The sequence below is a fragment of the Pseudomonas sp. PA1(2017) genome (assembly GCF_001945375.1).
Lineage (GTDB): Bacteria > Pseudomonadota > Gammaproteobacteria > Pseudomonadales > Pseudomonadaceae > Aquipseudomonas.
Genome location: NZ_MSXU01000010.1, coordinates 276,953 through 289,682 on the forward strand (window position 1 = coordinate 276,953; position 12,730 = coordinate 289,682).

10 protein-coding genes and 1 riboswitch are annotated in these 12,730 nt (G+C 63.1%); of the genes, 7 read left to right on the top strand and 3 right to left on the bottom strand.

Features of this window, described 5'->3' with window-relative positions:
- Positions 1-4,312: S-layer family protein (locus tag BVH01_RS15690; protein ID WP_218189112.1), on the top strand; the 4,312-nt coding region annotated here is incomplete at its 5' end.
- 72 nt (positions 4,313-4,384) lie between these two features.
- Positions 4,385-4,723: a tryptophan synthase subunit beta gene (locus tag BVH01_RS15695; RefSeq protein ID WP_075931236.1), complete on the top strand. Its 339-nt coding sequence runs from the start codon at positions 4,385-4,387 to the stop codon at positions 4,721-4,723.
- Here BVH01_RS15695 and lapD read toward each other — a convergent pair whose 3' ends face one another.
- The 3 genes from lapD to BVH01_RS15710 all read right to left on the bottom strand — a co-directional run bounded on the left by lapD (position 4,724) and on the right by BVH01_RS15710 (position 7,918).
- The gene (lapD, locus tag BVH01_RS15700) at positions 4,724-6,655 is read right to left on the bottom strand and encodes a cyclic di-GMP receptor LapD (protein WP_075931237.1); all 1,932 of its coding nucleotides are present in this window, start codon (positions 6,653-6,655) and stop codon (positions 4,724-4,726) included.
- Positions 6,656-6,675: 20 nt separating this feature from the next.
- A complete protein-coding gene (gene lapG, locus BVH01_RS15705) occupies positions 6,676-7,311 on the bottom strand; it encodes a cysteine protease LapG (protein ID WP_371915605.1) in 636 nt (211 codons plus the stop codon).
- A gap of 178 nt (positions 7,312-7,489) precedes the next feature.
- On the bottom strand, positions 7,490-7,918 hold the full coding sequence (locus tag BVH01_RS15710; RefSeq protein ID WP_075931238.1) for a hypothetical protein: 429 nt from the start codon (positions 7,916-7,918) through the stop codon (positions 7,490-7,492).
- 325 nt (positions 7,919-8,243) lie between these two features.
- Positions 8,244-8,348, top strand: a riboswitch (guanidine-I (ykkC/yxkD leader).
- A gap of 63 nt (positions 8,349-8,411) precedes the next feature.
- Here BVH01_RS15710 and BVH01_RS15715 point away from each other — a divergent pair.
- From BVH01_RS15715 to BVH01_RS15735, 5 genes are all read left to right on the top strand, one after another.
- On the top strand, positions 8,412-9,479 hold the full coding sequence (locus BVH01_RS15715; protein ID WP_075931239.1) for a putative urea ABC transporter substrate-binding protein: 1,068 nt from the start codon (positions 8,412-8,414) through the stop codon (positions 9,477-9,479).
- A gap of 66 nt (positions 9,480-9,545) precedes the next feature.
- Positions 9,546-10,361: an ABC transporter permease gene (locus BVH01_RS15720; protein WP_075931240.1), complete on the top strand. Its 816-nt coding sequence runs from the start codon at positions 9,546-9,548 to the stop codon at positions 10,359-10,361.
- On the top strand, positions 10,358-11,155 hold the full coding sequence (locus BVH01_RS15725) for an ABC transporter ATP-binding protein (RefSeq protein WP_075931241.1): 798 nt from the start codon (positions 10,358-10,360) through the stop codon (positions 11,153-11,155). Before BVH01_RS15720 ends, BVH01_RS15725 begins: the two co-directional genes overlap by 4 nt.
- 9 nt (positions 11,156-11,164) lie before the next feature.
- On the top strand, positions 11,165-11,890 hold the full coding sequence (locus tag BVH01_RS15730) for an urea amidolyase associated protein UAAP1 (protein WP_075931242.1): 726 nt from the start codon (positions 11,165-11,167) through the stop codon (positions 11,888-11,890).
- Positions 11,891-11,900: 10 nt separating this feature from the next.
- On the top strand, positions 11,901-12,536 hold the full coding sequence (locus tag BVH01_RS15735; RefSeq protein WP_075931243.1) for an urea amidolyase associated protein UAAP2: 636 nt from the start codon (positions 11,901-11,903) through the stop codon (positions 12,534-12,536).
- Positions 12,537-12,730 lie beyond the last annotated feature (194 nt).

Genomic DNA, 12,730 nt, shown 5'->3' on the forward strand with positions numbered 1-12,730 from the left:
AGGCAAGACTGGTACGGCCACGATCATCGACAACGATACGGCGCCTACCGTTAGCACCGTCAGCGCGGCGGTCGACAGCACCGGCGGCCAGGTCGACGAAGGCGACAACGCCGTGTTCACCGTCAACCTCACCAATGCCAGCAGCACGACCACGACCTTCAGCCTGTCCCTGAACTCCGGTACAGCTGTGGCAGGCCTGGACTACAACGGTACGTTGACCAACCAGAGCTTCAGCAACGGCGTCACCTACAACGCGTTGACCGGCGTCGTCACGGTGCCGGCTGGCGTCACCAGCTTCACGGTCAGCGTACCGACCATCAATGACACCGTTGCCGAACCAACCGAAACCTTCAGCCTGACCGTAGGTGGCAAGACCGGTACCGCGACCATCATCGACAACGATGCGGCGCCTACCGTTAGCACCGTGAGCGCGGCTGTCGACAGCACCGGTGGCCAGGTCGACGAAGGCGACAATGCCGTGTTCACCGTCAGCCTGAGCAATGCCAGCAGCACGCCGACCACCTTCAGCCTCGCGCTGAACCCGGGTACCGCGACCGCTGGCAATGACTACAACGCGGTACTGAACAATCAGAGTTTCAGCAATGGCGTGGTGTACAACGCCATCACCGGGCAGGTCACCGTACCGGCTGGCGTGACCAGCTTCACTGTCACCGTGCCAACCATAAACGACACCGTTTTCGAGCCGACCGAAACCTTCAGCCTGACCGTAGGCGGCAAGACCGGCACTGCGACCATCATCGACAACGACCCGGTACCGACGGTCAGCACCGTAAGCTCCGCAGTCGATAACGCAGGCGGCCAGGTCGATGAAGGCGACAACGCCGTGTTCACCGTCAACCTGTCCAATGCCAGCAGCACGCCAACTACGTTCAGTCTCGCCTTGAACGCTGGTACGGCGGTTGCCGGTAGCGATTACAACGGCACGCTGAGCAACCAGAGCTTCAGCAATGGCGTGACCTACAACGCCACCACCGGCCAGGTTACCGTGCCCGCAGGCGTGACCAGCTTCACGGTCACCGTACCGACCATCAACGATACCGTTTACGAGCAAACCGAAACCTTCACGCTCAACGTAGGTGGCAAGGTCGGCACCGCGACCATCATCGACAACGACCCGGTGCCGACGGTGAAAACCATCGACGTCGGCCAACCCGGTACGGCCGATGACAACGTGGTCGAAGGCAACAACCTGGTCTTCAACGTCACCCTGAGCAATGCCAGTTCGACGCCGACCGTGCTGTCCTTCAACGCCACCGGTACGGCAACCGCCAACGTCGACTACAAGCTGACCGCACAGAGCTTCAGCAACGGCGTGACGTACGATGCCAACACCGGAAAGATCACCGTGCCTGCAGGCGTCACCAGCTTCTCGGTGACCGTCCAGACCCTCGCCGACAACGTGGTGGCCGAACCGTTGGAAACGGTGAAGCTGGACATCGGCGGCCAGAGCGCCACCGGCGGCATCATCGATGGCACCCCGGACGCGAAGGACGACAGCTACACCAAGGTCACCGGTTTGAAAGCCGAATACTTCGGCTATAACGACACGAGCACCGGCGCGGGTAATGACGGCGCCAACCTGACCAACCTGAGCCAGGTTCGCCAGTTCATCGACACCCACAAAGCGGCGGCGACCTTCAACGCTACTACCCTGGATTACGGCAACCTCAGCAACGCTTCGGGCCTGGGCAACGGCACCAACCTGCAGACGTTCCTGGGCGTCAACACCACCACGGGCAACGGCGCCAAGGCGAATTCGCTGTCCACGGATCCGGGCAACACGTCCGACGCCATCATCAAGATGAGCGGCTACGTCAACCTGGCTGCTGGTACCTACCAGTTCCGGGTGACCGCGGACGATGGCTACAGCATCCGTATCAACGGCCAGGTGGTCGCCGAGTTCAACAATATCCAGTCGAGCGCCACCGCCACCGGCAAGTCCTTCACCATCAGCGCAGCAAATGCCGGCCCTCAGCAGATCGAGATCATCTACTGGGATCAGGGCGGCGACGCGCGTTTGAAAGTCGAACTGGGCCAAGGCGGCAACTTCAAGGTCGTCGACTCGGACATGCTCTACCACGTGCCGACCACCTCCAGCCTGGTGGTGGACGCGGGCGACAGCCTGACCATCGCCGGCAGCACCCTGCTCGGCAACGACACCGACCCCAATGGCGATGCGCTGTCCATCACCAGCGTGCAGAACGCCACCAACGGCACGGTCACGCTCAACAACGGCAACATCGTCTTCACGCCGAAATCGGGCTTCTACGGCGACGCCAGCTTCCAGTACACCATCAGCGATGGTAAGGGAGGCAGCGATATCGCGACCGTCACCCTGAAGGTGAACCAACCTGCAGACACCATCCGAATCGCGGGCGGGGGTGCCAACGACAATGGTGACAACACCATCAACGGCGGCGCCGGCAACGACGTGCTGCTTGGCGATGCGGGGGGCACGCTGACTACCATTCAGCCGGCCACCAACTACAACATCGCCCTGCTCGTCGATACCTCAGGCAGCATGCAGGGCGACCGCATGAGCCTGACCAAGGACGCGCTTTCCAAGTTCGTGACGACCCTTGCCGGCCACGATGGTGTGATCAACATCGCCCTGGTCGGCTTTGCCGGGGAAGTGACCCTGAGCGTCAAGGTCTCCGAACTTCAGTCCGGCGCCAAGCTCGACGGTCTGCTGGCGGACATTCAGAAGCTCACTGCCAACGGTGGCACCAACTACGAAAGCTCGTTCAAGGAGGCATCCGCCTGGTTCGACGCCCAGAGTGCAGCAGGCAAAACCGCCGCTGCGGGCTACGAGAACCTGACGTTCTTCCTGTCCGACGGCGACCCGACGTTCTACTACAACGGCAATACCACCACCGTCAGTGGCAACGGCTCGACGACCAACGATGAAGTGCTGTTCGGATCGCTTGATACATTCAACGTGCTGGCCGGAAAAACTGCCGTTCATGCCATCGGCATCGGCAGCGGTGTCAGCGAGAAGAACCTTGCGCTGTTCGACAACACGAGCGCCAGCATGGGCACTACTCGCCTCGCTTCGTCGGAAACCGTGCTGGCCAACTTCAATGGCGGCTCTACCGGCTGGAACAACCTGAACAGCTGGACCACCGAGGGAACAGGCGGCGGCAGCTCGGTCAGCACTCAGACGAGCAACGGCGGCGCCCTGAGAATTGTCGATGCTACTGGCGGCAGCGCTACCAAGGCCTACACGCCGAGCATCACGATTAGCGAAGGCGGATACAACAGCCTGAAATTCAACTACGCCACTGCCGGCACCGCCAACGGCGATACCATGAGCTGGAAACTGCAGCAGCAGGTCAACGGCGCCTGGGTCGACGTGCAGTCGGGAGGTGGTTTTACCAACAACACGTGGACGACCGCAGAGACCTCTGGCGTCGGCGCCGGCACCTACCGCCTGGCATTCAGCGTCGACGACAAGAGCAACAACTCCAGCAGCGCGACCATGTGGATCGACAACATCTCCCAGGTCAATTACACGACGGTACCGATCGGCAAAGCAGATATCGTCAACACGTCCGACGAGCTGACCATCGCTTTGCACGGCGGCTCGAACGCCAACGTACCAGTGACCGTCGGCAACGACATCATCTACGGTGGCGACGGCAACGACATCATCTTCGGTGACGTGATCAACACGGACGCACTACCGTGGGGGGTCAATGGCAACCCGGCCAAACCGTCCGAACTGCACAACGGTGCAGGTACCCATGCCCTGGAAGTGTTCCTGGAACTGAAGAACGGTATCGCCCCGACCAACGCCGACCTGTACGACTACATTCGTGCCAACCACGAGACCTTCAACGTGGCCGGCGACACCCGCGGCGGCTCGGACAAACTGTACGGCGGTGCCGGTAATGACATCCTCTACGGCCAAGGCGGCAACGACCTGCTGGTCGGCGGGGCTGGCGACGATATCCTGTTCGGCGGCGCGGGTGCCGACACCTTCGCCTGGCAGAAAGGCGACTTCGGCAAGGACGTGATCAAGGACTTCAACGTGGCCGAGGGCGATACCATCGACCTCAGCTCGCTGCTGCAGGATCACAGCAACAACCTGGACAGCTACCTGAAGCTGGTGACGGACAACGGCAGCTCCACCCTGCTGATCAGCACCAAGGGTGAGTTCAACAACGCCGATACCACCAGTCAACAGGTCGCTGCCAAGGCCGATGTACAGATCGACCTGGGCCAGGCCAGCCTGCCGAGCTATGACATCAACACGCTGATCGCCAACCACACGATCAAAGTCGACCCATGATAGGCCAATGCCCCGCCACACTTTCGTGGCGGGGCGCTAAGCTGTAGCAGACAGGTTTATCGGAGAAGGGCCGTGTTCTATATAAAACGTAACGCCGAAGGCGAGCTGCTGCGCGTGCAGCCCGAGCCTTTCGAGGGAATGAACGGCGAGCTGCCGGCCGATAGCGAAGAAGCCCGGGCCTGGTTTTCCAACCAGAACGTGGAAAGCAGCCTGCTGCAACTCAAGCAGAGCGACCTGGACATGATCCGCGTACTCGAAGACTTGATCGACGTGCTGATCAAGAAGGGCGTGGTGCGCATTACCGACCTGCCGGAAGCGGCCCAGAGCAAGCTGATGGGCCGTAGCCGAGCGCGCGATGCACTCGGCGGCATGAACCGTTTGATCAATGACGAGGAGCGCGGCCTGATCTGATCAGGCCCAGGCGGCCGGCTCGCTGAACAGACGCCCCTGCACACCACTGACGCCCATCGCCCGCAATACTTCCCACTCCCCACGGGTTTCCACCCGCTCGGCGATCAATGGCAGGTCGATGCTGTTGGCCGCTCGCTGCATGGCCTCGATGAACAGGCGCTTGTCGCCTTCCTGATCGATGCCGCGGATGAAGCTGCCGTCCACTTTGAGGTAAGCCAGGCCGAGCTTGGCCAGGTTGCCGATCATGCTGAAGCGCCCACCGAAATGCTGTAGGCCGAGCTCGACGCCCAGGCTGCGCAGCCTGCGGGTGATCGCCTCGAGTTCGGCCGGTCCGGGCAGTTGGCCTTCGTCCAATTCCAGAATCAGTCGGCCACTGACCGCCGGATTCAGGCGCAAGCGCTCGTAGACCTGTTGCAGGGCCTGCGGGTCACGCACAGTGATGCCCGACAGGCTCAGCGCCACCTGCCCTTCATGGTCGGCGAGTTGCGCCAGCAAGGCGTCGAGCATCACCAGATCCAGACGAGCGGTCCAGCCGAAACGCTCCAGCCACGGCAGGAATTGGCCAGCGGGAATGGTTTCGCCGCGCTCGTCGAGCAAACGCGCCAGCACCTTGTTATGCAGCACCTTAGTCGGGTCGGCGGCATTGACCACCGGCTGTACGTATTGCAGGAAACGCCCCTGCTGCAGGGCGCCTTCCAGCAGGCGATGCCAGTCATTGCGCTCGCCGTTGGCAACGCCCTGGTGATGATGCTCGACGAAGGCCCAATGGTGGCGGCTGTTGCTGACGGCCTCGGCCAAGGCAGCATCCAGCGCGCTGTAGAGTTCGCTGCTGCTCGCCCCCGGCGCGAAAGTGGTGATGCCGATATGGGCTACGGGCGAGCAATCGCTGGCACCGGTCTGCTGCAACGACAGCAAGGCGCTGCACAGTTGCTCGGCGAGTTGCTCGGCTTCCTGGCGGTCGACACCGGCAGCCAGCAAGGCGAACTCGCCACCGCGGTTGCGTGCCAGCAGGAAACGGCCCTGGCTGACCTGCTGCAGTTGTTCGGCCACCGCCTTGAGCAGCTGGTCTGTGCGTTGCCCGCCGATACGCTGGTTCAGCCCGATCAGGTCATTGACCCGCAACAGCATCAGCGCACCGCTGCTGGCCCGTTCCTCTCCCGTCAGGCGTGCCTGCAGATCGAGATCGAAATAGCGGCGGTTGGCCAGGCCCGTCAGGCTGTCTTGATAGGCTTCGGCATGGAGTTTCTCGCTGCGTGAAGCTTCTTCGTCGAACAGTGTCTTGAGCTTTTCCACCATCTGATTCATCGCGTTCACCACCCGGCGAAACTCGGGCGTGCGCGGCAGGTTCGGCGCGCTGAGAAACTCGCGGCGGGCGATGGCATTGGATTGCTCGACCATGTACTCCAGCGGGCGCAGTTGGCGTTTGAGCAACAGCACGCCCAGGCCGATGCACACGAAGCTGATCAGCGCCAGCCACAGCAAGGTCGCGTAGGCGTTCTGCCACAACTTGGCGATGGCGAAATACGGGTGGCTGACCACCTCGACATGGGCCGCCTGACTCCAGCCGTCGCTGACGATGGCGTCGCCCTGTGCCGGCGCCAGGTCCACCAGGTCGGCGAACCACTGCGGCGCGCCGCGGCCCAGGCTCGGGCCGGAACGCTCGACCAGCACCTTGTCGTCCGGGCCGATCACGCGGATGCTCTCGAAATAGCCGCTGTCGAAAATCGAGCTGACCATCAGTTCCAGCATCGCCGGGTCGTCCAGGTGCGAGCCGAGCGACAGGCCGAGCGCCGTCGCTGCGTCCTGCGCGTGGGAGCGCAACTGGTTGACCTGCTGCTCGCGCGAGCTCTCCACGTTGACCACGACGCTGCCGGCGAAACTCACCAGCATCAGCACGCAGATGGCGACACACAACTGCTTGAACAGTGACATGCACAACTCCTCGCTACGCCTTAAGGAAAGCCTTCGGCGCGCATCTTCTTCAACAAATCCTGCCAGCGCGAAAGGCGCTTGCTGTCTCCCACCTGCTTGCCGCCAGCCGGCCCAGGCACCCACAGCCCCTCAGCGTTGAAGGCGTACACGGGTACCAGATCCCGGCGTTCGGTCGCCGGCTCGATGGCATCGATCAGGTTATCCAGTACCAGCGGTACCGAGGTAGGAGTCGGGTAATAGGTCAGCACCATGTGCGCCTGGTTCAGACGCACCGCCTTGACGTAAGTGATGCGCAGCTTCTCGCTCGGCACGCCCAGCTCACGCAGGCTGAAATACTTGGCGATGGCGTAATCTTCGCAGTCGGCAGCGCCGCGCATCAGCGCTTCGACGGGCGTCGCCCAGTAGTCGGCAACGCCCCAGATTTCCTGGTCGTCACGAAAGCGCAATTGCAGGTTGAAAAACCGGTTCACGGCCTTGAGCTGGTCGGCCTCGGGAGCGTTGCGCTGCTCGTCGAGCAGGCGCTGCCAGGCATCGATACGCGGCTTGCCGGCGCCCAGCGGGCCGTAGAGTTGCTCGGCGCGAGCGGCAATGCGCTGGAAGTCCCACTGCGCGTGCAGGCCGCCAGCCACCAGCGACAGGGCGAGCAGCCACGCCACCAGCACGGGCCAGCGATAACGAAGTGAGAGAACGCCAGATCCGCCGATTGGCACGACAATGCTTCCAGACGAGCAACGCCGTCATGGTGCGGCGCATGCACGTAAAAAACAATTGCTAGATGCCACTACAGGCGACGAACGTACCGATGCGCACTCACGTGCGCATCGGCACCCATGATCAACGGTCGCGCATCGGAAATCCCTGGATACGCTGAGGTGCCTCGCGCTGTTGCCATTGCGGCGGTGAATAGCGCGGGCGTTGCTGTTGCTGATAGTGATGACGCTGCCCTTCCCAACCCGGCCGCGGCGCCGGGCGGTAGTCGCGCCGATTGCGATCGTGCCGACCGTAATAGCGCGGATCGTAGCCTGGCGGGTTGTAATGACGTGGCGGCCGCGAATGATGACCCGGCGGCGGATAGTACGAGTCGTGGCGACGATCCTCGTAGACATAGAAACGCGGTGCGCCATACACCTCGGTGCGCTCCACGTAGGTGCCTGGATAGTACTGGCGTTCGTAGTAGCGGTTGCCATAACGACTGTCATCGTAAACGGCGCAACCGGTCAGCGAGAAACCCAACAACGCGACGAGCATGGATTTACGGATCATGGGCGGCCTCCTTCGACCGCGAATCATGCACCGGCGGCTGCCGGTACCGGGGTTGTCCCCAGCCCATCAGACAATCCCGGAGGCGGCGAATCCGTTCCACTCGTCGCACAGTGGCTACAAATCATTTCAGCGCGGTCGACAGCACACCGGCGCGCCGAAACTGCGCACACGCTGACGCTTGCGCACCACCAGAGCGCACCCATCTCCTCATCGGTAACGAGCGCCCGGCACCAGCGCACGCTTCGCTGCCTGGCACGATCCTCGCTTACACACTGGCGTGCAGGAAAATCCTCGGCATCGCCCAGGACAGCGGCATCACAATTTGCAAATAGCCGACTAGGGTTCCGGTTCGCCAGTAACGGCGGATGACTGGTCCGAGAGTTGGCGACCTCCTCGAGAGGTTACACGGCGGGACAAAAGCCCGGGAGAACGCGCCCCAGCGATGGGACATGCCGCGCACTCCTGCCCGCCCTTTCTCGAACTGGAGGTTCCTATGCGCAAGCCCCGTCTTTTCTCCGTTCTCGCCGCCGGCCTCGCGGCAGCTCTCTCCCTAAACAGCCAGGCTGCGCAAAAGGACAGTTTCAGCGTGTGCTGGACCATCTACGCCGGCTGGATGCCATGGGAGTATGGCGACGCCCAGGGCATCGTCGACAAATGGGCCGACAAGTACGGCATCTCCATCGACGTGGTGCAGATCAACGACTACGTCGAGTCGATCAACCAGTACAGCGCCGGCCAGTTCGACGGCTGCACCATGACCAACATGGACGCCCTGACCATCCCCGCCGCCGGTGGCGTGGACAGCACCGCGCTGATCGTCGGCGATTTCTCCAACGGCAATGACGGTGTCGTGCTCAAGGGCGAGAAGAAAACCCTTGCCGATCTCAAGGGCCAGAACGTCAACCTGGTCGAGCTCTCGGTCTCCCACTACCTGCTCGCCCGCGGCCTGGAAAAAGCCGGCTTGAGCGAGCGCGACCTGAAGGTGGTGAATACCTCGGATGCCGACATGGTCGCTGCGTTCGCCACACCTGACGTCACCGCGGTGACCACCTGGAACCCGCTGCTGGCCGAAATCGAAGCCACGCCTGGGGTGACCAAGGTGTTCGACTCCAGCCAGATTCCCGGCGAAATCATCGACCTGATGGTGGTCAACAGCGAAACCCTCAAGGACAACCCCGCCCTGGGCAAGGCGCTGACCGGCGCCTGGTACGAAATCATGGCGACCATGGCCGATACCGGATCGGCGGGCAAGGCCGCTCGCGAGCACATGGCCAAGGCCTCGGGCACCGACCTGAAGAGCTACGAGGCGCAGCTCGCCACCACCAAGATGTTCTACAGCGCCAAGGACGCCGTGGCCTTCGCCATGAGCCCACGCCTACCGGAGACCATGAGCAAGGTCGCGGCGTTCTCCTTCGATCACGGCCTGCTCGGCGAAGGCGCACAGAGCGCCGATGCCATTGGCATGAGCTTCGCCAACGACATGACGACTGGCGACCAGAGTAACCTCAAGCTGCGCTTCGATCCGACCTTCATGCAGATGGCCGCCGACGGCCAACTCTAGGGGCTGATCGTCCCCACGCCCGGCGTGGGGACGCGTCTCGACCCAGCCATCGCCAACGAGAGTTCTATGCGCCTGATCAACCGACATCCCGACCGGGCCGGCCGCTTGCTGCTGGTGTTGTTGCCGTTCGCGCTGCTGCTGTTCGCTTACTTCGCGGGCTCGGCGCAGCGTCTGGCGGACAACCCCAACGACAAGCTGCTGCCCAGCGCCAGCCAGATGATTGCCGCCGTCGACCGCCTGGCCTTCACCGAAGACAAGCGCACCGGCGAGTACGCCTTCTGGCAGGACACCACCTCGAGCCTGACGCGCCTGGGCATCGGCATCGGCATCGCTGCCATGGTCGGCCTGTGCCTGGGTATCGCCGCAGGCATCCTGCCGCTGTTCGGTGCGCCGCTGTCGCCTCTGCTCACCGTGCTGTCGATGGTGCCGCCGCTGGCGATCCTGCCGATCCTGTTCATCGTCTTCGGCCTGGGCGAGCTATCCAAGGTGATGCTGATCGTCATCGGCATCACCCCGATCCTCGCCCGGGACCTGGAACAGCGTGCCCGGGAAATTCCCCGGGAGCTGCTGATCAAGGCCCAGACCCTGGGTGCCAGCACCTGGACGCTGATCCTGCGCGTGGTGCTGCCGCAATTGCTGCCACGCCTGCTGATCGCCCTGCGCCTGGTGCTGGGTTCGGCCTGGCTGTTCCTGATCGCTGCCGAAGCCATCGCCAGCACCGACGGCCTGGGCTACCGCATCTTTCTGGTACGCCGCTACATGGCCATGGACGTGATCCTGCCGTACGTGGTGTGGATCACCCTGCTCGCCTGGCTGATGGACCTGGGCCTGCGCCAGCTCACCCGGCTGTGCTTTCCCTGGTACGAGGGGGCCAAGGCATGACCCATAAAGAAAATAGTGCAGTAGGCGCGTTCATCGAAGTGAAGAATGTGTGGCAGGAGTATGGCGACCAGACCGTTCTCGAGCGCCTGAACCTGTCCATCACCGAAGGCGAGTTCTGCACCCTGGTCGGTGCGTCCGGTTGCGGCAAATCGACCTTTCTGCGCCTGCTGCTGGGCCAGGAACGGCCCAGCAAAGGCGAGATCCTGCTGGACGGCAAACCATTGTCTGGCGAGCCGGACGCCAGTCGCGGCGTGGTATTCCAGCGCTACTCGGTGTTCCCGCACCTGAGCGTGCTGGATAACGTCGCCATCGGCCTGGAGCTGCCGCGCTCCGCCCTGCTCGGCCGACTCTTCGGCAGTGCCAAGCGTGACGCCCGCGAGCAGGCCGCCGAGCTGCTGCAGAAAGTCGGCCTCGGCCATGCCCTGGACAAATACCCCAGCCAGCTCTCCGGCGGCATGCAGCAGCGCCTGGCGATTGCCCAGGCACTGATCATGAAGCCGCGCGTGCTGTTGCTCGACGAACCCTTCGGCGCGCTGGACCCCGGCATCCGCAAGGATATGCACGCCCTGCTGCTCGAGCTGTGGCGCGAAACCGGCCTGACCGTGTTCATGGTCACCCATGACCTGTCCGAAGGCTTCAGCCTCGGCACCCGCCTGATGGTATTCGACAAGACCCGCGTCGACCCGCACGCGCCGAATGCCTTCGGTGCGCGCATCACCTACGACATCCCCCTGAACAGCGATCGCCGAAGCGCTATCGCGGCGTTGCCGGCGCACCTTGCGCCAGCCCTGTAGGAGACTGCCATGACAGTACTTGATTTGCGCCACACGCTGTACGAAGAAACCGTCCCAGGTGGCGGCCACACCTCCTTCGTGCTCAAGCGCGGCGAACTGCTGCGTATCACCGATATCGAAGGCGGCGCCAACGTCAGCCTGTTGCTGTTCAACGCTGCCGAAAAAAGCGAGCGCCTGAACCTCCCCGACACCCTAAAGGGCCAGCACACCGCCAAGCTCACCACCGGCCACTGCCTGTATTCGGACATGGGCAAGGTGCTGGCGGCCATCACCGCCGACACCTGCGGCTGGCACGACAGCTTCGGCGGCGTGCTGAACGCCGAGGAAGTCGCCGAGAAGTACGGCCAGGGCCGCTACCAGGAACTGCGCAACGGCTTCTTTCGTAACGGCACCGACAACCTGCTGGTGGAAATGGGCAAGTGGAACCTGAACCTCCAGGACCTGTTGATGAACCTCAACCTGTTCAGCCGCGTGGACGTCGACGCCGATGGCGCCTTCCGCTTCCGCCCCGGCAACAGCCAGGCTGGCGACTACGTCGAGCTGTACGCACCGATGGACAGCCTGGTGGTGCTCACCGCCCTGCAGCACCCAATGGACCCCAACCCGCAGTACGCGCCCAAGCCGGTGCAGCTCGCCTGGAGCAAGGTGCAGAGCGACGGCATCAGCGTGCTGTGCCGCACCTCGCGCCCGGAGAACGGCCGCGCCTTTCATAACACCGAACGCCAGTACCTTTGAGGATGCCGACATGAGCCTCACCGCAAGTAACCTGCATCCCGAAACCGCCGTATTCCGCCACACGATTCCGGCCGGCGAGCCCTACCTGTTCGAGGTCAAGGCCGGGCAGACCCTGCGCCTGCACGACCTTGAAGGTAACCAGGCCATCGACACGCTGTTCTTCGCCGCCAGAAACTCGCGTGAGCGCTTCGACCCGCAGCGCACCCTGCGCAAGCAGAACAACGTCTACCTGACCACCGGCACGGTGCTCTACTCCAACCTCGGCAACCCCCTGCTGACGATCGTCGCCGACACCTGCGGGCGCCACGACACCCTCGGCGGGGCCTGCGCCCAGGAGAGCAACACCGTGCGCTATGCCCTGGACAAACGCTACATGCACAGCTGCCGCGACAATTTCCTGCGTGCCAGCCTGCACGACGGTCGCCTGGAAAAGCGCGACATCGGCGCCAACATCAACTTCTTCATGAACGTGCCGGTCACGCCGGAAGGCGGCCTGACCTTCGAGGACGGCATCTCCGCGCCCGGCAAGTACGTAGAGCTGCGTGCCGAGACCGATGTGATCGTGCTGATCTCCAACTGCCCGCAGCTGAACAATCCCTGCAACGGCTGGAACCCGACCCCTGCCGAGGTGCTGGTATGGAACTGAGCCAGCGCCTGCGCCGCTTCCTGCTGCTGATCTGCCAGAGCCGCTCGGGGCAATGCCTAACCGCCAAGCAAAACCGCGATGCGTAGGGTGGATCGGGGCGCGTAGCCGTCGCTCTTGACGTCCACCAGAGCGCGATCTGAATCGCGCCTGCATAAGCAGCAAGCGATCAACTCGATTTCAACCACGGACGACCG

What these genes read in the sequence shown, in the direction of transcription:
- lapD (WP_075931237.1), bottom strand. Translation starts at nt 6,655, where the DNA reads ATGTCACTGTTCAAGCAGTTGTGTGTCGCCATCTGCGTGCTGATGCTG.
- BVH01_RS15710 (WP_075931238.1), bottom strand. Translation starts at nt 7,918, where the DNA reads ATGATCCGTAAATCCATGCTCGTCGCGTTGTTGGGTTTCTCGCTGACC.
- BVH01_RS15715 (WP_075931239.1), top strand. Translation starts at nt 8,412, where the DNA reads ATGCGCAAGCCCCGTCTTTTCTCCGTTCTCGCCGCCGGCCTCGCGGCA.
- BVH01_RS15720 (WP_075931240.1), top strand. Translation starts at nt 9,546, where the DNA reads ATGCGCCTGATCAACCGACATCCCGACCGGGCCGGCCGCTTGCTGCTG.
- BVH01_RS15725 (WP_075931241.1), top strand. Translation starts at nt 10,358, where the DNA reads ATGACCCATAAAGAAAATAGTGCAGTAGGCGCGTTCATCGAAGTGAAG.
- BVH01_RS15730 (WP_075931242.1), top strand. Translation starts at nt 11,165, where the DNA reads ATGACAGTACTTGATTTGCGCCACACGCTGTACGAAGAAACCGTCCCA.
- BVH01_RS15735 (WP_075931243.1), top strand. Translation starts at nt 11,901, where the DNA reads ATGAGCCTCACCGCAAGTAACCTGCATCCCGAAACCGCCGTATTCCGC.